Annotated in this window: 19 protein-coding genes; 8 read left to right on the forward strand and 11 right to left on the reverse strand. The window is 63.5% G+C overall.

Annotated features, from left to right (window positions below):
• Positions 1-138 precede the first annotated feature (138 nt).
• Entirely contained in the window at positions 139-855 is a 717-nt protein-coding gene (locus SJI00_RS00940; protein WP_322459892.1) for a UTRA domain-containing protein, read from the forward strand.
• Here SJI00_RS00940 and SJI00_RS00945 read toward each other — a convergent pair.
• From SJI00_RS00945 to minC, 6 genes are all read right to left on the reverse strand, one after another.
• Positions 845-3,001, reverse strand: coding sequence for a mechanosensitive ion channel family protein (locus tag SJI00_RS00945; RefSeq protein ID WP_322459893.1), 2,157 nt, complete (start codon positions 2,999-3,001; stop codon positions 845-847). The genes SJI00_RS00940 and SJI00_RS00945 overlap by 11 nt on opposite strands.
• Positions 3,002-3,048: 47 nt before the next feature.
• Positions 3,049-3,213, reverse strand: coding sequence for a hypothetical protein (locus SJI00_RS00950; RefSeq protein ID WP_322459894.1), 165 nt, complete (start codon positions 3,211-3,213; stop codon positions 3,049-3,051).
• A gap of 93 nt (positions 3,214-3,306) precedes the next feature.
• Entirely contained in the window at positions 3,307-3,942 is a 636-nt protein-coding gene (locus tag SJI00_RS00955; protein ID WP_322459895.1) for an RluA family pseudouridine synthase, read from the reverse strand.
• A 183-nt stretch (positions 3,943-4,125) separates the two neighbouring features.
• On the reverse strand, positions 4,126-4,380 hold the full coding sequence (minE, locus tag SJI00_RS00960; protein ID WP_312935233.1) for a cell division topological specificity factor MinE: 255 nt from the start codon (positions 4,378-4,380) through the stop codon (positions 4,126-4,128).
• Between the two features lie 3 nt (positions 4,381-4,383).
• Positions 4,384-5,196: a septum site-determining protein MinD gene (gene minD, locus SJI00_RS00965; RefSeq protein ID WP_322459896.1), complete on the reverse strand. Its 813-nt coding sequence runs from the start codon at positions 5,194-5,196 to the stop codon at positions 4,384-4,386.
• A gap of 111 nt (positions 5,197-5,307) precedes the next feature.
• Entirely contained in the window at positions 5,308-6,060 is a 753-nt protein-coding gene (gene minC, locus SJI00_RS00970; protein ID WP_322459897.1) for a septum site-determining protein MinC, read from the reverse strand.
• A gap of 112 nt (positions 6,061-6,172) precedes the next feature.
• On the opposite strand from minC, the gene SJI00_RS00975 reads away from it, so the two are divergent.
• Entirely contained in the window at positions 6,173-7,108 is a 936-nt protein-coding gene (locus tag SJI00_RS00975) for a lipid A biosynthesis lauroyl acyltransferase (protein ID WP_322459898.1), read from the forward strand.
• Positions 7,109-7,346: 238 nt separating this feature from the next.
• On the opposite strand, the gene SJI00_RS00980 is transcribed toward SJI00_RS00975, so the two are convergent.
• The gene (locus SJI00_RS00980; RefSeq protein WP_322459899.1) at positions 7,347-8,174 is read right to left on the reverse strand and encodes an MlaA family lipoprotein; all 828 of its coding nucleotides are present in this window, start codon (positions 8,172-8,174) and stop codon (positions 7,347-7,349) included.
• Positions 8,167-9,465, reverse strand: a complete 1,299-nt coding sequence (locus tag SJI00_RS00985) for a serine/threonine protein kinase (RefSeq protein ID WP_322459900.1) — start codon at positions 9,463-9,465, stop codon at positions 8,167-8,169. The genes SJI00_RS00980 and SJI00_RS00985 overlap by 8 nt, the downstream gene beginning before the upstream one ends.
• Before the next feature lie 230 nt (positions 9,466-9,695).
• Between SJI00_RS00985 and SJI00_RS00990 the strand changes: the two genes are divergently transcribed.
• Positions 9,696-10,058: a hypothetical protein gene (locus tag SJI00_RS00990; protein ID WP_322459901.1), complete on the forward strand. Its 363-nt coding sequence runs from the start codon at positions 9,696-9,698 to the stop codon at positions 10,056-10,058.
• Between the two features lie 12 nt (positions 10,059-10,070).
• On the opposite strand, the gene SJI00_RS00995 is transcribed toward SJI00_RS00990, so the two are convergent.
• A complete protein-coding gene (locus tag SJI00_RS00995; RefSeq protein ID WP_322459902.1) occupies positions 10,071-11,636 on the reverse strand; it encodes a glycoside hydrolase family 17 protein in 1,566 nt (521 codons plus the stop codon).
• Between the two features lie 272 nt (positions 11,637-11,908).
• Here SJI00_RS00995 and SJI00_RS01000 point away from each other — a divergent pair, with 272 nt between their 5' ends.
• A complete protein-coding gene (locus SJI00_RS01000; RefSeq protein ID WP_322459903.1) occupies positions 11,909-12,757 on the forward strand; it encodes a glycine betaine ABC transporter substrate-binding protein in 849 nt (282 codons plus the stop codon).
• A 50-nt stretch (positions 12,758-12,807) separates the two neighbouring features.
• On the opposite strand, the gene SJI00_RS01005 is transcribed toward SJI00_RS01000, so the two are convergent.
• Positions 12,808-13,401, reverse strand: a complete 594-nt coding sequence (locus SJI00_RS01005) for a biliverdin-producing heme oxygenase (protein ID WP_322459904.1) — start codon at positions 13,399-13,401, stop codon at positions 12,808-12,810.
• 285 nt (positions 13,402-13,686) lie between these two features.
• Here SJI00_RS01005 and SJI00_RS01010 point away from each other — a divergent pair, with 285 nt between their 5' ends.
• A complete protein-coding gene (locus tag SJI00_RS01010) occupies positions 13,687-15,192 on the forward strand; it encodes a YdgA family protein (protein ID WP_322459905.1) in 1,506 nt (501 codons plus the stop codon).
• Between the two features lie 258 nt (positions 15,193-15,450).
• Entirely contained in the window at positions 15,451-16,509 is a 1,059-nt protein-coding gene (gene nadA, locus SJI00_RS01015) for a quinolinate synthase NadA (RefSeq protein WP_322459906.1), read from the forward strand.
• A 269-nt stretch (positions 16,510-16,778) separates the two neighbouring features.
• Here the strand turns inward: nadA and SJI00_RS01020 are convergent, their stop codons facing one another.
• Entirely contained in the window at positions 16,779-18,212 is a 1,434-nt protein-coding gene (locus SJI00_RS01020) for a M48 family metalloprotease (protein WP_322459907.1), read from the reverse strand.
• Between the two features lie 104 nt (positions 18,213-18,316).
• Between SJI00_RS01020 and SJI00_RS01025 the strand changes: the two genes are divergently transcribed.
• Entirely contained in the window at positions 18,317-18,556 is a 240-nt protein-coding gene (locus tag SJI00_RS01025) for a sulfurtransferase TusA family protein (protein ID WP_322459908.1), read from the forward strand.
• A gap of 20 nt (positions 18,557-18,576) precedes the next feature.
• Positions 18,577-19,647 carry an AI-2E family transporter gene (locus SJI00_RS01030; RefSeq protein WP_322459909.1) on the forward strand — a complete coding sequence of 357 codons (1,071 nt, stop codon included), beginning with the start codon at positions 18,577-18,579 and terminating at the stop codon, positions 19,645-19,647.
• The last annotated feature ends 16 nt before the right edge of the window (positions 19,648-19,663 follow it).

Genomic DNA, 19,663 nt, shown 5'->3' on the forward strand with positions numbered 1-19,663 from the left:
ACAACGCGGCGCACAATGGGGCGCGGCGAGCGCTTGGGCGTGCGGCTGTCACGCCTTGTTCACGGGCGCTGCCTAGGCTGGCCGGATCATCCAGCGGCGCTGAGCGCAGGCTGGACTAGTCCAGAAAGGTAACTTCGCATGCAATCAGTAGCACCGCGCGCGGTAACAGCCATCTGCCATGCCTTGCAGGAGCAGATCGAGCACGGCTTGCTGGCGCCCGGTGGCCAATTGCCGGCCGAGCGCAAACTCAGCGAAGTGTTCGCCACTACCCGCATCACCCTGCGCGAAGCGCTGGTGCAGCTGGAAGCCCGAGGCCTGATCTATCGCGAGGAGCGACGTGGATGGTTCGTCTCGCCGCCGCGGCTGACCTACGACCTGATCGAGCGCAGCCATTTCCATGCCATGGTCTGCGGGCAAGGCCGCAGCCCGACCACCGAGCTACGCTCGGCCTGCCTGCAACCGGCGTCGGCACTGATCTGCGCCTGGCTGCAATTGCCGGCGCTGTCCAGCGTGGTGCAGATCTGCCGGTTGCGGCGCATTGATGGGCGCGCCGTGCTGTACGCCGAGCACTACCTCAACCCGCAGTATTTCCCCGGCATCCTGGCCCATGACCTGAACCAGTCACTGACCCACCTGTACGCCAGTCAATACGGCATTCACTACGGTCAGGTGGGCTTCGAGATCCTGCATACGGCCCTGCCGGCGGCAGCGGCCAGCGCCTTGCGCGTCTCCAGCGGCAGCGCCGGCTTGCAGGTGCTGCGCAGCAACAGCGATCAGCACGGCCGGCTGATCGATTGCGACCTGGAATACTGGCGCCACGACGCCATTCGCATTCGCGCCGATGTCACCCCGTGACCGGTTGCATCGGCTGGCCACCTGCGGACGTGACCACCTGCACCGACAGCCGCGGTGTGGCCAGGTCCAGGCCATGCTCGTCGAGCTCGCGCTTGAGTGCCAGGTTGAATGCGCGCGACACTTCCCACTGCTTGATGGGCGCCGTCTTGAACCGCGCCCGGAGAATGGCCGAGCCCGACTCGAAACTTTCCACCCCTTGGAATTCCAGTGGCGACCAGATGTTGCGGCGCATCAGCGGATCGTTGCGCATCTTCTGGCCCACCTCACGGATCAGTGTGATGGCTTCGTCGATGTTCATGTTGTGCGGGATGGCGATGCGGAAGATCGCATAGCCGAACTCGCGCGAGTAGTTCTTGATGCTCTTGATTTCGCTGAACGGAATGGTGTGCACGATGCCGTCGATGTCGCGCAGGCGCACGGTGCGGATGGTCAACCCCTCGACCGTGCCGAGGTGGCCGCCGACGTCGACGTAGTCGTCGATGGCCAGCGAATCCTCGATGATGATGAACAGCCCGGTGATCAGATCGGCCACCAGCGATTGCGCGCCGAAACCGATCGCCAGGCCGATCACACCGGCACCGGCCAGCAGCGGCGTGACGTTCATGCCCATGTTGGCCAGCGCCACGATCAGCGCAATGATCGCAATGGCCACGAACATCACGTTGCGAATCAGCGGCATCATGGTTTGGGCGCGGGCGTTGGCCATGCCCCGCCGTGAGCGCACCAGCGCGTGGTGCACGGCGGTATCGGCCAGAATCCACACCAGCCAGGCAACGATCAACGTCGTGGCCAGGCCCAGCAGGCGCATGCTGATGTCGTGCCCTTCGCCGTCGGCAAAGCCCAGCATCGACATGCCCCACACGCGCAGGCCCAACTCGATGAAGAACAGCCAGATGAACAGGTGCGCCAGGGCGTAGCCGAAATTCATCAGTCGTTCGGTGTAGGCCGCTTGGCGCCGCGGGTTGAGCGCAGCCTTGGCCGCGTGCCGGCGCACCAGGCCGTTGAGCACCATGCACACCACCACCAGCACCGTGCACATCAGCGATTGACGCAAGGCCGTGCTGGCATCGCCTGCAGAAAAGAAGGTGGCAAACAGGGAAACGGCCACCAGCACCAGGGCGGGCAAATACCAGAAGCTGCCGAGGATTTCGATGGTGTCGCTCAGGGTGCGGCGGGTCAGGCGCCGCGACAGCGGCTGGTTGCGGATCAGATGAGCGATGGGTCGGCGGAAACGCAGGATGAACAGGCCCGTGCACAGTGCAGCCAGCACGTTGGCCAAGGTGGCGATGGTGTGCGCCAGGTGCACGCCCAGGGCGTCGGTCAGGCGTGGGTCGCTCATGGCTTCGCCAAACGCGGCGAAGCTACCGATCAGCCACAGCGGGTTGAAGGCGCGATGGCGCAGGATGTGCAGCGCGCGGTGCCGGTGCGGACCGTCGAGCAAGGAGAAGGCGATGACGCAGATTGCCGAGAAGCAGGTGCCGATCACCAGCGCGTAGGCCAGCACCATCGCCAGCGATTTGCCCAGGGAGGAGGGCAGCACGATGCTCAGGTAGACGGTGAAGATCAGCGCCACCAGCCAGGGCCCGAGCTTGCGCAGGGCAAAGCGCACAAGGTCCCAGGTACGTGGGTGTTGCGGCAGTTCTTCACTCAGGCCAAAGCGCAGGCGCACGCGGTGGCTGATCCAGTTGAAGACGTAGGCCAGCAGGCTCCACAAGGCAATCACCGCCGCGAAGCCGAAGAGAATGGCGGGCCATTGATGCACCGGTACCGCGCGTTCGAGCAGTTCGGTTTTCGCTTGGTCGAGCTCTTCGGACCAGCGCTGGAATGGGCTGGCTTCACCGCTGAACTGGGCTTCGAAATCGTGCAGTGCGCCAGAGATCAGGCCCAGCACGCCTTGTTCGACGGTGGGCTGCGACTTGCGCGTCGCATCGCGCAGCTTTTTCAGGTCGGTGAGCAGCTTGGCACGCTGCTGGTCGTTTTCGAGGTTCTTGATCACCTCGTCCAGCGACTTGCCCAGCGGCTCGGTGGCTTCAGGCTGCTGCGAGCTGCTGCTACCTGTGCCCAGAAGCCCCGGAAGGCCGGCAGCCTGGGCCGGAACGACGAACAGCAAGATCAGCAGGGTCAGGCAACGCAGAAGAGCTGGCACTGGAAAAAGAACCTCAGGACGAACGATGGCCCGAGTGTAGAGATTTTTCAGGCCAGTTTCTCAAGGATCTTCCAGCACACGGTGCCAAACACGCCGATCGTACCGCACCACATCATCAGTACACCCACATCACGCTCACGCAGGCTGAAACCGATGGTCAGGAGCAACAGGCCGGTGAGCACCGGCAGCATCAATGAAAGAAACGGCGACATGGAGAGCGTCCTTGTTCAGCAGGTCCGAAGGCTCAAGCCTAGCCGCTTCTGACGTCCAGGTCCTGACTCAGCGCAGTGGCCGCGTCGTTCAGCTCAGAACGGTGCCGGGCACTGGAAGGTCAGGCGCTCGCCGCTCTGCGGGTGGCTGAAGCTGAGCATGCTCGCATGCAGGCACAGGCGTTCATGGGCTGCCAGAGCCTGCGGATTGGCATACAGCCGATCGCCGAGCAGCGGATGGCCGATCGACAGCATGTGCACCCGCAACTGGTGCGAGCGCCCGGTGATCGGGGTGAGCTCGACGCGGCAGTGATCGCCGCAGCGTTCGACGATGCGCCAGAAGGTCAGCGCCTGCTTGCCTTGCTCATGGTCGACCACGTGACGGGGTTTGGTGGGTGGGTCGTAGCGCAGGGGCAAGTCGATGCTGCCGCTGTCCAGTGCGGGTTGGCCCCAGCACAGCGCGGTGTAGGCCTTTTCCGTTTCGCGGTCATGGAACTGGCGTGACAGCTCGCGGTGGCTGTCGGCGTCACGGGCCAGCAGGATGATGCCGGAAGTCTCCCAATCCAGCCGGTGCACGATCAGCGCGTCCGGATAGCCGTTTTCCTGCAGGCGGGTGATCAGGCAATCCTTGTTGTCGTCGGCCCGGCCGGGCACCGACAGCAGCAGGGTAGGTTTGTTGATCACCAGGATGGCGGCGTCTTCATGGAGAATCTGGACGTTCGACAGCGGCATTGCGGGCTCTCGGCTGATGCCTACGGGCGTTGGCAGGCGGAAACGAAAAGGGAGCGGCGCTTCGCCGTCTCGGTCAGTGCGCCACTATACCCGTTAACGGCGGGTGGCTCATGCCGGGACGGCGCAAGGCCGCTCCCCCTTTTACGCTGGCTGAACGGGGTTCAGTCAGTTTCGGGTGCTCGATCAGCGCTCGGGCAGGGTGATGTTCAATTCGAGAATCGAGCAGTTGCCCTGGTTTTCCAGCGCCACCTGAACATCGTCGTTGCCGATGTTGACGTATTTGCGAATGACATCGAGCAGCTCTTGCTGCAAGGCTGGCAAATAGTCCGGTGTGCTGCGCTGACCGCGCTCGTGCGCCACGATGATCTGTAGACGCTCTTTCGCTACCGACGCGCTGGTGGTTTTCTGCCTGCCACGAAAGAAGTCAAAAAGGTTCATGGTTTATTTGCTCCCGAAAATGCGCTCGAAGAATCCTTTCTTAGGCACGTCGACAAAACGCAGCGGCCTTTCTTTGCCCAAGATGCGGTCGACCGTATCGCTGTAAGCCTGGCCTGCATCGCTCTGGTCGTCGAGAATGACTGGCACACCTTGGTTCGACGCCTTGAGGACCGCTTGCGACTCAGGAATCACGCCCTTGAGTTTGATCGCCAGGATATCCAGTACGTCCTGGACGCTGAGCATTTCACCGTCTTCTACGCGCTGCGGGTTGTAGCGGGTGATCAGCAAGTGTTCGACCACCGGATCCTCGCCCTTCTCGGCGCGCTGCGACTTGCTTGCCAGCAAACCGAGGATGCGGTCGGAGTCGCGCACCGAGGACACTTCAGGGTTGGTGACAACAATCGCTTCGTCGGCAAAGTACATGGCCAGGTGAGCGCCTTTCTCGATACCGGCAGGCGAGTCGCAGACCACATAGTCGAAGGTTTCCTTCAACTCCATCAATACTTTTTCGACGCCTTCGGTGGTGAGGGCATCTTTATCGCGGGTCTGGCTGGCGGCGAGCACGAACAGGTTCTCAAGGCGTTTGTCCTTGATCAGTGCCTGTTGCAGATTGGCTTCACCGTTGACCACGTTGACGAAGTCATACACCACGCGGCGTTCGCAGCCCATGATCAGGTCGAGGTTACGCAGACCGACGTCGAAGTCGACAATTACAGTCTTGAAGCCGCTCAGGGCGAGACCGGTACCGATGGCGGCGCTGGTGGTGGTCTTGCCCACGCCCCCTTTGCCGGAAGTCACTACAAGAATTTTGGCCAAGGTAGGTCACCCCTAGAAAACGGAACCGAAGTCCCAGTAAATACACAAAAATGGCAACGGTATTAAAGTTGCTATAAAAAGAACATCAATAAAAATGGCGGCAAGTATTGATCAAAGACGGGTGATGTTCAACACATCTCCAGAAAGACTGACTTGAACACCCGAACCCCACAACGGATCGCGGCGCAAGTCTTCGCAAACTTTGTATTGGCCCGCGATGGACACCATTTCGGCGGTCATCTGCTGGCAGAAGATACGGGCGCGGGTATTGCCTTTGATACCGGCCAGTGCGCGGCCACGCATGGCACCGTACACATGGATGTTGCCGTCGGCCAGCAGCTCCGCACCCGGGCTGACCGAAGTGGTCACCACCAGGTCACCGCCCTGGGCATAGATCTGCTGGCCGCCGCGTACCGGCGCCGTGATGATGCGCGTGGGTCGGATTTCCGGCTCCGCAGCGATGACCGGTGCAGGTTCGGGCGGTTTTACCTCAGGTGCGGGCTCGACCGGCCGCTCGCGGGCCCCTGACGGCGGCAGCACCGGCAGGTCGATGGCGATGGCGGCAGCAATGTCTTCGATACGGCTGGCACGCAGGGCCAGCGTGCGCAGCCCGTGGTGCCGGCAGATGCGCATCAGCGCCGGCAGGTCGAGCGCACCGGCGTTGGCGGGCAGCTTGTCCAGTGCCAGCACCAGCGGCGTATTGCTGAAAAAGTTGGGCGCCAGGGCCACTTTTGCCGCCAGCTGCCGGTCAAGTGCATCCAGGTCATTGCGCGCCAGCTCCAGCACGGTAATGGCCAGCATGCTGCCCTTAAGCTGGAAAGCGGCGGAGGTGTCGGGGATCTGGTTCAGGCTCATGGTCTGCATAGACGGCTTGTTACGGAAAAAGTGCCCTGACTTATAGCGAGAAACCGCGATGGGCCGCAACCGGCGGTCAAAGGTTGTAGAATGCCCGGCCTTTGTCTTACCGGAAGTTGCAATGGATCGTCCGCGTTTTCGCACCGCTTTTTTCCACCCGCGGTTCTGGGCCTTGTGGCTGGGCCTGGGCGTGCTGTGGCTGATCGTGCAGCTGCCGTATCGGCTGCTGCTGGGCATTGGCCGGGCGCTCGGTGCGGTGATGTACCGGGTCGCTGGCGAGCGCCGGCGTATCGCCGCGCGCAACCTCGAACTGTGTTTTGCGCACCTGTCAGGCGACGAGCGGCAGCGCCTGCTGAAGGAAAACTTCGCCTCCACCGGCATTGCCTTCTTCGAAATGGCCATGAGCTGGTGGTGGCCCAAGGCGCGGTTGGCCCGACTGGCCCATATCGAAGGGCTGGAACATCTGCAAGCCGCCCAGCGTGACGGGCAGGGCGCCATTCTCATGGCGGTGCACTTCACCACCCTGGAAGTGGGCGCTGCGTTGCTCGGTCAAGTCCACACCATTGATGGCATGTACCGTGAGCACAGCAACCCGGTATTCGATTTCATCCAGCGCCGTGGTCGTGAACGACACAACCTCGATTCCCTGGCGGTGGAGCGCGAAGACGTGCGTGGCATGCTCAAGCTGCTGCGCAGCGGCCGAGCCATCTGGTACGCACCCGACCAGGACTATGGCACCAAGCAGAGCCTGTTCGTGCCGTTGTTCGGTATCCCGGCCGCCACGGTCACGGCCACCACCAAGTTCGCCCGCCTGGGCAAAGCGCGGGTGATCCCGTTCACCCAGCGTCGCCTGGCTGACGGCAGTGGCTACCGGCTGGTCGTGCACCCGCCGCTGGCCGACTTCCCGGGTGAAAGCGACGAGGCCGATTGCCTGCGCATCAATCAATGGGTCGAAAGCGTGCTGAGCGAATGCCCGGAGCAGTACCTCTGGGCGCACCGCCGCTTCAAGTCACGCCCCGAAGGCGCAGCGCCCCTGTACGAGAAGAGAAAGCGCTAGAGGCCGTGGAGTCACCGCCCGCGCCAGCAAGCATGCGGCGCTGGGCGGGCTCCTCTTACCCTTATCCGCTGCTGTGCTGGCGCCCACCCCAGGCCCACAACCGTGCAGCCACGCCCGGGCAACCGCCTGGCGTGAGTTCCGGGCGGCGCAGTCTATCGATCGGTAAGGGGCGCGGTGCGCCGGCCGAACGCCGGGGCGCAGTGCGCGCCCCGGCAGGGCCTGAGCCGCTGGCAGCGGCTTATTCGGCGATTTGCAGCTTGCGCGACTGGGTGTAGACGTAGCGGACTTTCTCGTACTCGAACGGCGAGTTGAGCTGCCCGTAACGGAAGTTGGTGTTGTAGCGCGCGTCGACAGCGCGCAGGCCGAAGATTTCCGGATGGTGACGGCTGGCTTCGGCCACATTCAGGTAGTTGATCGACTGATTGCCAGCGTAGTCCGCTACGCGCCCGGTCGTGTCGCGCAGGTTCGAGGGGCCAAAGATCGGCAGCATGATGTACGGGCCATCGTGCACACCGTAGTAGCCCAGGGTCTGGCCGAAGTCTTCGTTCTGGCGCGGCAGGCCCATCTTGGTCGCGGGATCCCACAGACCGCCCACACCGATGATGGTGTTGAACATCAGCCGTGCGGTGATCTGCCCGGCGCGCTCGCCCTTGAGCTGCAGCACGCTGTTGAACAGGCTCGAAACGTCGCCGAGGTTGTTGAAGAAGTTGCTCACCCCGGTGCGCACGAAGTGCGGGGTGATGTAACGGTAGCCGTCGACCGCTGGCAGCAGCACCCATTGGTCGAAACGGTAGTTGAAGTGGTAGACGCGCCGGTTGAACGATTCGAGCGGGTCATACACGTTCAGCGCCGTGAGCGTGGAGCGCTCGAATTCACGCTGGTTGAGCCCTGGGTTGAATTTCAGCTCGCTCAGCGGGTTGAGAAAGCCGTCCGGGCCGGCATGCAGCTCGGCTTGCGGCGCACTTATCGGGTCGGCCTCGACCACGCTGGCGCGCGGCGCGACTTCGGCAGCCTGGGCGTGGCCGGCAAGCAACAGGGCAGTGACGATCAGCAGTCGATTAACCACGGAAGAACTCCAGCATGGCGTCGCTGTTGACGCGGTAGTTGAGGTTGCCGCAATGGCCGCCGTGCGGGTAGAGGGTCAGGCGGTCGCCGAAGACCTTGCGCAGGAAACCAATGTCGCCCGGGCCGAGGATCACATCGTCGGCGTTATGCATGACCGCGATTTTCGGGCTGTTTTGCAGGTAGTCGGCCAAGGCGTACAGGCTCACCTGGTCGATCAATTGCGGCAGGCTGTTGCCATCGCTGCGCGCGCGCCACATCGGGATCACCTGCTCGTTCAAGTAACACTCGAAATCGCACTGCAGGGCACGTTTGAAGAACGGCGTCAGGCTGGTGCTTTCGGTGATCGGGAACTTGGGTGGAATGATCAGGCCGCGGCGGTTGATCAGGTCCGAGGTGAAGGTGATGTCGGCTGCCGAGAAGCGGAACGAGGTCCCGATGAGCATCGCCATCTGCTCATTGGACAAGTGCTGACGCGACTGCTGGAAGTCGTACAGCAAAGCTTCGTTGAGGTCGACGTAGCCCTTTTCCTGGAAGTAGCGGGTGAGCTTTTCCAGCATCAGTTCGTAGAAGGTGGTGCTGCGGTCGATGCCCTTGACGCGGGTTTGCACCAGCTTGTCCAGGTTGCTGACCGAGGTGTGGAGGTTCACGGGCGGGTTGAGCAACAGCACCTTCTTGAAGTTGAAGCTGCGCCGGGTTTCGTCCAAGCGGCTGACGAACGCCGCATCCAGTGCGCCGAGGCTGTAGCCGGTGAGGTTGAACTCGGTCACCGGCAGGCGCGAATGCTGGGCGCGTACGGCCTGCATCACGCGGTAGAGGTCTTCGGCGTCTTCCTGGCTGATACCTGGGGTGGCGAAGCGCGAGGCGGCGCTCATGAAGTCCCAGCTGGTGGGCGAGGACAGCTGCACCACGTGGTAGCCGGCCTGGTAGTAGAGCTTTTTCAGGTATTCGTTGATGCTGGAGTAGTACGGCGCCCCGGTACCGGCAATGATGAAGATCAGCGGCGCGGCGTGATCCTGGCGGGCCAGGCGGTATTTGAGTTTCTTCACCGACCAGAAGTTGTCGGGCAGCGTGAAGGCGCGCTCGGGGCGCATCGTCAGGCTGTAGTCCTTCTGATCGATGTCCTCGTCGCTGGGCAGCGTAGGGCGGTCTTCGGGCGGTGTGGTGGCGATGGTCGCCTCAAACGGGTTGGTCAGCGGAAAGCCGTAGCTGGCCGCGTCGATATCCCGCGCCGAGGCAGAAGCGGCCAGAAGCGAGCCGCACAGCGCGGCAGCAAGGCGCAATGATCGAAGCATCAAGGAGTTCCCCAGGAAAAGCAGCAAGACAGTACGTCAGTAGGACCGCAGCGCCTTGAGCAAAGTTGCCGCACGACGCAGCTGTTTATCGCCCCAGAGATTGCCGTGACGATCAATGGCGCAGCAAGGGCCAATTTGATGCAACATAGCCCTTGCCGCTACGCCTGTCTGTAGCGAATGTGTGAAGGGCCTTGGCTCCCTTCGGACCGCCTGAAAGCCCGGAGGGCCGCATGTCGCGTGGCATGACTGTAGTAAGTGGGATGCTGGCGCTGGCGCTGCTGCTGGCAGCGAGCTATGGGGTGCGTTATGCGCTGATGGAAGATGCGCAGTGGGTCGGACTGTGCGCCGCGGCTGACGGGCCCTGGCAGTGCGCGGTGCGCGGCGGGCTCGGCTTGATGATCCATTTCCAGGTGCTGGCCTGGAGCGCCCTGGCCTGCGCGGTGGTGGCGCAGCTGCTGGCTGGGCGCAGCGGGCGGCTACTGGCTCTGCTGGCAGTGCTGCTGGGGGTGCCGGCACTGGTGCTGTACACCGCCAGCCTGGCGGTGTTCGCCGTGGTCCTGGCGGGGCTGCGCCTGGTGCGCCGGCAAGCCTGAGGCGGAGGAGGCTCAGCGCCGACCCCGCTGCCAACAGCGCAGCAGTGCCAGGCACATTGCCAGGCTGACCAGCGCCCAACCCCACGCCTGTGCGCTGCGCAGCCCCTCTTGATACAACTGCGGGGCGATGCCCAGGCCGACGATAGCGGCCAGCAACAGACATTCGCGTGGCGCTGCCGGCAGGGGTCGCCACAGCAGCGCCACGGCCGGTAGCGCCAGAGCAGTGGTGGGGAAGCTGCGATAGCGCGGGTCGAAGACCATTTCCAGTGTGCTCACCGCGCCAGCAAACCCGGCGGCGATCACCAGCCAACCGCCCACCCCCTCGATACGTGCGAACAGTCGCTGGCGCCAGCCTTGTCGTTGGCTCAGGGCCAGGGCTGTATGGGCCAGCACTAGGCCGCTGAGCAGTGCCAGCAACACCGCCCACGCCCACTCGGCCGGGAAGCGCGCGTGGGTGCGCATCAGCTCACCCCACAAGCCCAGGCAGCCGGCACCGAACGCGGCCAGCAACGGCAGGGCAACCGCCGCGCGCGCATCGCGCGGGCGACCTGCGAGCAGCAAGGTGGCCAGCATCAGCAGGCCACTGGCCAGCCACCATTGCGGCCACAGTGCCAGGTCGCTGACCGGCCCTTCAAGAATCCCCTTGTCTTGTCGGTCGGCGTCATACAGCCCCCAGTAGCCGCCCACGGCACCTTCACTGGCGCGTTTCCACGGTTGGTCGAAGGCCTCGATCAGGTTGTAGCGCCAGCCGTGCGCTTCAGCTTGAGCCACCACGCCACGAATGAAGCGCGCTTCATTGACCCGGCTGGGCACGGCGGTCTCACGCTGGCGGCCCTCGCTGGGCCAGCCTGTCTCGCCGATCAGAATGGGCTTGGGCGCGAACTGCTCGACGAAACGCTGGTGCACCTGGGCGACGTGCCGCAGGGCATCGTCGATGTCGCGTGGCTGGTCTTCCCAGTACGGCAGCAGGTGGATGGTCAGAAAATCCACTGCCGGGGCAATCTGCGGGTGCTGCAGCCAGAACTCCCAGACATCGGCATAGGTGACCGGCACCGACACCTGGCGTTTGACCTGGCTGATCAGGGCGGCCAGCGCCGGTCCGGTGATTTCCTTGCGCAGCAGCGTTTCGTTGCCGACGATCACCGCCGTGACCACATCGGGATTGGCGTTGGCCGACGCGATCAGTTGCTGCACTTCACGGGCGGTGTCGACCGGGTTGGCATTGACCCAGGCGCCGAGCATCACTTTCAGGCCGTGCTTGCGCGCCAGGGCGGGAATGGCCTCGAGACCGGTCATGGAATAGGTGCGAATGCACTCGAATTGCTCAGCCAGCAGCGCCAGGTCCGCGTCCATGCGCGCCGGGCGCAGCTGGAAAGGTTGGTCGAATGGCGACTGGTCCTTGTCGAATGGCGTATAGGAGGCGCATTGCAGCTTGTGCGTGGGGCTGGCGGCATCGGCCAGGTCGACCGGCTTGCCCAGCCCGTACCAGAGCGCGCCAAGCCCCAGCAGGGCTAGCACGCAGGCGATCGCATAGAGCGGCAGGAGCAGGCGGGTAGTGCTGGGCATCGGGCGGTCCATCGTCGGGGGCGGGCGGTTGGGCTGGCGCGTTCAGGCACGCATGGCCCGGTGCATGGATGCAGCCCGGGTACAGGCCTGGCCAGCGGCCGGGTGATAGTAGCCCGTCGCCAATCCTTTGGCATGCAAGGATCGCGCAGGCCATTGTCAGTCCATGACGTTAATGGCCAAGTACTGTCGCGCAGGGTGCGTTAAAGGTCGCACATAGAGCGGGTCTGCTGGGCGTGCAGGTGGATGATGGCATCTCAAATAAGACCTGACGCGGGGATGCTTTGATGAAAATGCGACGTTTACTGGGCGTGGGAAGCGCCCTGGTACTGGCCATGGGCGCTGCGCAAGCGATGGCCAAGGAAGTGAGCATTGGTTACGTGGAAGGGTGGTCGGACAGTGTCGCGACCTCCAACGTGGCCGCCGAAGTGATCAAAGAAAAGTTGGGCTATGACGTGAAGCTGCAGGCCGTTGCCGCAGGGATCATGTGGCAAGGCGTATCGACCGGCAAGCTTGACGCCACCTTGTCAGCGTGGCTGCCCGTCACTCATGGCGAGTACTGGGCCAAGAACAAGGACAAGGTGGTCGACTACGGCGCCAACTTCAAAGACGCCAAGATCGGCTTGATCGTCCCCGAGTACGTCAAGGCCAACAGCATCGCTGACTTGAAAACCGATACCAGCTTCGAACAGAAGATCGTCGGCATCGACGCCGGTGCCGGTGTGATGCTCAAGGCCGATCAAGCCATCAAGGACTACGACCTGACCGGTTACAAGCTGGTGGCCAGTTCCGGCGCCGCAATGACCACCGAGCTAGGCAAAGCCGTCAACAAGAAGGAATCCATCGCAGTGACCGGCTGGGTGCCGCACTGGATGTTCGCCAAGTGGAAACTCAAGTTCCTCGAAGACCCGAAGAAAGTCTTCGGTGATGCCGAAACCGTCAACAGCATCGGCAGCAAGCAACTGGCAACCAAAGCGCCGGAAGTGGCCGAGTTCCTGAAGAAGTTCTCCTGGCAGTCCAAGGATGAGATCGGCGAAGTGATGCTGGCCATCCAGAACGGTGCCAAACCCGAAGCCGCTGCCAAAGACTGGGTCGCCAAGCACCCTGAGCGCGTGAAGGAGTGGACCGGCAAGTAATTCGCCGCGCGTCACATTGAGGGGGTTGGCCGACGCAGCGGCCAGCCCCTTCAGCCGTTGCAATCCTCGCCGAACACCGTGCGCAGATGTGCTCGGTAACGGTCGAACGCTGCAATCGCCCCCGCCACCGCCTGCGCCTCTTCTTGTTCCTGCAACGCCAAGCCATCGACCTGTTCGACGAACGCACGCCAGTGCAACGCCCGCCCGTGCGGATGCGCGGCCAGATGGCGAGCGCCGAAGCTGGCGTCGAGCGCCAGTTGCTGGGTGTGCTTGAACAGAAACGCCGCGCCCAGATTCGAGCCTTCGCTGCAGTACAGCCAGCCCAGGGCCTGCGCGGCATCGACCTGCACCGGTGCAGGGGTTGCCGGCAGCGGCAGTGCCAGGTCGTGGAAGTCAGCTTCAAGCGCTGCAAAACGAGACAGCTCGTGCAAGCCCGGCAGCCAGTCATTGAGCTGGGCATCGTGGTAGAGCCCCAGCAGGCTGGCGTGGAAATGGTGCTGGACCTGCAAGAAGCGCCCATAGCGCTCGCGGTCGGCGAAGGGACGAGCGGCCATCACCAGCGTGTCGACGCTGTCATGGTCGCGGTGGCTGGCGGCTTTCAGGCGTTGGCAGCGCGTGGCGGGCGAGGGTGTCGAAGAGGGCATCAAGGCAGTCCAATGGAGAAAAGCAAGTGCAGGCTCGGGCGGGCGGACAATTGACTGCCGATCGCTCGATTCGATCCGCGCCTTCCTCAGCTCTGACGCGTGGGTACGCTGGCCGGTCACCCGGCGTTGCGGGAATCTTGTCCGATATTGGTTGTCTTGGCTGTGCAGATCACTGAGGTAGGGCGGCGACACCTGCGCCTGCCCCACGCCACGTCACACGGTGATATTCTTCCACCCCGCGCGGCTCCCCCGCGTCGCCTCTATGGACAGCAACCGGTTCTATTCATGAAGAAATCAGTAGGTATTCTCTGCGGCCTGGCCGTTGCCATCGCCGCTGTCACCGTTGGTGGCGCCTGGTACACCGGCAAGCAGATTCCCGCCGAGCTCGAGCGCTCCATCGCCCGCACCAACGCCGAGCTGAAAGACGCCGCAGCCGGTACCGGCGGGACCATGAACGTCGAGCTGGTGTCGCTTGACCGGCACTTCTTTACCAGCGATGCGCAGTATCGCTTGAAGGTGAAGGATGTGTGGATGGGCGGGCAGAGCCAGCCGCTCAACTTCGAGGTGGCCGTTACCGATCACATCGAACATGGTCCGTTCCCCTGGTCGCGGGTCAAGTCGCTCAAGCTGCTGCCCGTGATGGCCACCAGCAACAGCGCCTTGGTCAAGGACCCGCAGACGGCTGCCTTCTTCGACGCGGCAGGCGGCCAGTCCCCGCTCACCGGGCAGGTCGACCTGGGGTATGCAGGCGGTATCGACAGCGATCTGCGTGTGGCGCCGATGAAAGTCACCCAGGGCAACGGCAGCAGTGTCGACTTCGCCGGCATGCGCCTGCAGGTCTCGGGCGACCGTGATGGCAGCGCCGTGAAGATTCATGGCACTGCCGACCGCCTGGAAATGAAAGTCGTTGGCGACCGTCCACCCGCGACGGTGGTCATGGAAGGCTTCAAGATCGGCGGTGACCTGACCAAGACCGACCATGAGATGGTCTACGTCGGCAAGCTCGACCTGTTCCTCTCGCAATTGCAGGCCACCTTGGGTCCGAAGCAGGACGTGCTGCTGCTCAAGGGCCTTGAGCAGAACAACCTGTACAGCCTCGAAGGCAAGGACCGCCTGGGCGGGCACCTGGAATACAAGGTGTCGGACATCAACTACGCCAACCGCGCCGTGGGCAGCGGGCAGATGGTGCTGAACTTCCGTTCGGTCGACATCCCGGCCATGCGCGCGCTGTCCGAGTGGTATCAAGGCAAGCTGCCGCAGATTCAGCAGGCCGCCGTTCAGGGTCAGGATTTCCCCAAGATCGAGATGACCGACGAAGAGCGCGCCAAGGTGCAAGGCGAGCTGCAGAAATTGCTGGCGGCCAAGCCCACAGCCGAGATCGAAGACCTGTCGTTCAAGACGGCCCGGGGTACCAGCCAGTTCAAGCTGGCGATCGACTTCAGCAACCCGACCTCGTTCGACCTGCCGCCTGATCAGCTGGGCCAGCAACTGGTTTCCAAGCTCGATGGCAAGCTGTCGATGTCCAAGATGATGGTGGGCGACCTGGCCACCTTGCAGGCACTGCTGGGCGGCCAGTCCGATACCCAGGCCATTGCCCAGCAAGCCAGCCAGGCGGGCGAGATGCTGGGGGTGATGGCGACCCAGACCGGCCTGGCCACCGTGAACGGTGACGACGTGGTATCGACGCTGCACTACGCCGATGGCATGGTCGATTTCAACGGCAAGAAAATGCCCGTTCAGGACTTCATCATGATGCTCGCCTCGATCGCTTCGATGCCTGTACCGCAGTGACCTGAGCACGGCCCTGCTGCGTTGCTGAGCAGGGCCTGACAGCGGTTTCGGCATGCACTGTACGGTGCCGCAGCCGCTGGCAAATATCGCTTTTGAATTGATCCGATTCTCTGTAGCCTTCGGCGTCCATAACAATCCGGGCCCGCAGATGGGCCGTGACGCGGTGCCCAGCCCCGCCGTCCGGCACCTTTAGCCGATTTGCCAGGGCCTGGTGATACTCTCGACTGACGCGCATGCGCGCCCGCAGGTCCAGCGATCATGACCCAGATTTCCGAACGTCTCCTGGTTCAAGCCCACCTTGATGCCAAGCAACCCCATCCCTTGACGCCTGCGCAGCAAGCTGATTGCCGCGCCGCCATCGCGGCCGAGCTCAAGGCGCAGAATGCGGTATTGGTGGCGCATTTCTATTGCGACCCGATCATCCAGGCGCTGGCCGAGGAAACCGGCGGCTGCGTGTCCGACTCGCTGGAAATGGCCCGCTTCGGTCGCGACCATGCCGCCGACACGGTGATCGTCGCCGGGGTGCGCTTCATGGGCGAGACAGCGAAGATCCTCACCCCGCACAAGCGCATTCTCATGCCCACGCTGGAAGCCACCTGCTCGCTTGATCTGGGTTGCCCGGTAGAAGCGTTCTCGGCGTTCTGCGACAAGCACCCCGAGCGCACCGTGGTGGTGTATGCCAATACCTCGGCGGCCGTGAAGGCCCGCGCCGATTGGGTCGTGACCTCCAGCTGCGCGCTGGAAATCGTCGAGAGCCTGATGGACAACGGGGAAACCATCATCTGGGGGCCGGACCAGCACCTGGGCCGCTACATCCAGAAGCAGACCGGCGCCGACATGCTGCTGTGGGACGGGGCCTGCATCGTTCACGAAGAGTTCAAGTCGCGCCAGTTGGCCGACATGAAGGCGTTGTACCCGGATGCAGCGATCCTGGTGCACCCGGAGTCGCCGGAGTCGGTCATCGACCTGGCCGATGCCGTGGGGTCCACCAGCCAGCTGATCAAGGCTGCGCAAACCCTGCCGAACACCACCTTCATCGTCGCCACTGACCGCGGCATCTTCTACAAGATGCAGCAGCTGTGCCCGGACAAGACGTTCATCGAGGCCCCCACTGCCGGCAATGGCGCGGCCTGTCGCAGCTGCGCGCATTGCCCGTGGATGGCGATGAACACGCTGGAACGCACACTGGATTGTCTGCGCACTGGCAGTAACGAGATCACCGTTGACCCAGCCTTGATTCCGCGGGCCGTGAAGCCGTTGCAGCGCATGCTCGATTTCACCCAGGCGGCGCGGATGAAGGTGTCGGGTAACGCGTAAGCGCTGGGGTAAGTAGTGGCTACCTCGGCGCTCGGAGCCGCCGCGATGGCCGGCAACGCCGGCCCGATTCAGGCGCCGCGAAACAGCAGGGAGATAGGGGGTGCAGCCCCAGGTCGGCTGCGCCGCCCATCGCGGCAACAGCCGCTTCTACAGAGTGCGGTATGCAGGCTCACGTCGCGGCAATAGCCGCTTCTACAGACACCGCGGTGTGCAGGCTCACATCGCGGCAGTAGCCGCGCCAGGACTCGCAATCCCCCCGCACAGCTGCCCTAGCGCATCATGTCCTTGACCATGCGCTGCTGCTCCATGATTTCACGCTGACGCTGGTCGATCAGTGAGGCCAGGGGGAAGTTGCTGCCAGCGCGGCGCTTGGCGAAATCGAGCTGCTGCACCGCCTGGTCGAAATCGCCCACCAGCGTGAAGTATTCGGCCCGCGCCCGGTGCAGGCCGATGGTATTGCCCGACAACCCACGCACTTCGGCTACCTCGTACCAGACGTCCGGATCCTCCGGGCGATTCTTGAGCAGCTTGTCCAGCACCTGCTCGGCCTCGGCCGGCTTGTTCTGCTTGATCAGCAGGTCGGCCCGCATCTGGTTCAGCGGGTAGTTGCCAGGGTACAGCCCTTGCAGGCGTTCGGCGCGTTGCTGAGCGTCGGCCAGTCGATTGTTGGTAATGTCCAGGTCGATCTGCGCCAGGTTGTAAGTGATGTCGGTCGGCGCCTTGGCCAACAGCGGCTTGAGGTTCTCGCGCGCCTCATTGAGCCGGCCGCCCTTGATCTGCGCCAGAGCCAAGCCATAGCGGGCGGCGTCGAGGGTCGGGTCTTCGTCGAGCTGCGCCTGGAAACGCTTGGCCGCCAACCCCGGAGTGCTCTCATAAGTGAGCGCTACGCGTGCGCGAATCAGCTGGTAACGCAGGCTGTCTTCGACGCCGCCCTTGGGCGCCTGCTCGGCGCGGTTGCGGGTGTCGGCAATACGCGACTCGGTGACCGGGTGGGTCAGCAGGAACTCCGGCGGCTTGCCGTCATAGCGATACTGGCGCGCCAGGCGCTCGAACATGCTGGGCATGTTGCGCGGGTCATAGCCGGCCTTTTCCAGGTTGAGGATGCCGATGCGGTCGGCTTCCTGCTCATTCTGCCGGGAAAAGCGCCGCTGCTCCTGAATCGCAGCGGCCTGGGTGCCGGCGATCAGGCCGATACCCGCATCGCCACCGCCGCCTGCGGCCAGCACGATCCCGGCCAGCAGCGCGGCCATCATCGGCAGCTGCATGCGCTGCTGCGCCTCGACGCCGCGGGCGAAGTGACGTTGCGACAAGTGCGCCAGTTCGTGCGCCAGTACCGAGACATACTCGCCTTCGGTTTGAGCATTGAGGAACAGCCCGCCGTTGACCCCGACGATGCCGCCGGGCGCCGCAAAGGCGTTGAGCTCGCGGCTGTCGATGAGGATGAATTCCAGGCGCCGGTCCTGCAGCTGGCTGGTTTCGGCCAGGCGATACACGCTGGTCTCGACGTAGTCCTTGAGCTGCGGGTCGTTCAACTGCTTGACGTTGCCGCGCAGCAGGCTCAGCCACGCCCGGCCCAGGTCGTGCTCCTGCTTGGGAGAGACGATCGAGGAGCTGGCATCGCCCAGTGACGGCAGATCGTCGGCATGGCCAGGCGCGGCCAGCAGGCAGGTCAACGCCAGCAGGGTAGGGCGCAGTAGATTCATCCGTGGAGCTCGCGTCGGTCAAAGAGGTCTACTGTAGCCGGCTCACACGTCACCGACCAGTGGCGCTATGCTAGCCGGCCGCCTGCCTTGCCCCGGAGAAGCCCATGACCGACACCCCCACCTGCGCCATCGAACTGGACGCCAGCGGGCTGACCTGCCCGCTGCCCTTGCTCAAGGCAAAAATGGCCCTCAACGGCCTGGCCAGCGGTGCCGTACTCAAGGTGATCGCCACCGATGCCGGCTCGCAACGTGACTTCCAGACCTTTGCCCGCCTCTCAGGTCATGCCCTGGTCGACGCGCATGTCGAGGGCGGCGTGTACACCTACTGGCTGCGCAAGGCCTGAGTCTTTTCCAAGGATCTTCAATGTTCAACGTGCTTCGCAGCTGGGTTCAGCGCTACTTCTCCGACGAACAGGCGGTGGTGCTGGCCGTGCTGCTGGTCCTTGCCTTCACCTTGGTGCTGACCTTCGGTGGCATGCTGGCGCCCGTGCTGGCCGGGCTGGTGCTGGCGTTCCTCATGCAGGGCCTGGTCAACACCCTGGAGCGTTTCAAGGTGCCCTCGGGTGTCGCCGTGGCGGTGGTGTTTACCCTGTTCCTCGGTGCGCTGGGGGCATTTCTGCTGATCCTGGTGCCGCTGCTCTGGCATCAGTTGATCACCTTGCTCAACGAGCTGCCGGGCATGCTCGGCAAATGGCAGTCGCTGCTGTTGCTGCTGCCAGAGCGCTACCCGCATCTGGTCTCGGATGAGCAGGTGCTACGCGCTATCGAATCGGTGCGTGGCGAGATCGGCAAGTTCGGCCAATGGGCGCTGACGTTCTCGCTGTCGAGCCTGCCGCTGCTGGTCAGCGCCATGATCTACCTGGTGTTGGTGCCGATTCTGGTGTTCTTCTTCCTCAAAGACCGCGAGATGATCGCGCGCTGGGTCTCGGGCTACCTGCCACGCGAGCGCACCTTGCTCAACCGGGTGGGGGACGAGATGAACAGGCAGATCGCCAATTACATTCGCGGCAAGGGCATCGAGATCCTGATCTGCGGCATCGCCACCTACATCGCTTTCGTCAGCCTGGGCCTGAATTATGCGGCTTTGCTGGCGCTGCTGGTGGGTTTTTCGGTGGTGGTGCCGTATGTCGGCGCGGTGGTGGTGACGGTGCCGGTGACATTGATCGCGCTGTTCCAGTGGGGCTGGGGCGATCAGTTCATCTACCTGATGGCGGTGTACGCGATCATCCAGGCGCTCGACGGCAACGTGCTGGTGCCGCTGCTGTTCTCCGAAGCGGTGAGCCTGCACCCGGTGGCGATCATCTGTGCGGTGTTGCTGTTCGGTGGGCTGTGGGGGTTCTGGGGGATTTTCTTCGCGATTCCACTGGCGACGCTGTTCAAGGCGGTGCTTGATGCCTGGCCACGGCAAGAGCCGCCGGTGGCACCCCTGCTGTAGCGGGGCAGTGCTGGGC

Origin of the sequence: Pseudomonas gebzensis (assembly GCF_034427815.1) — a bacterium.
GTDB lineage: Bacteria > Pseudomonadota > Gammaproteobacteria > Pseudomonadales > Pseudomonadaceae > Aquipseudomonas.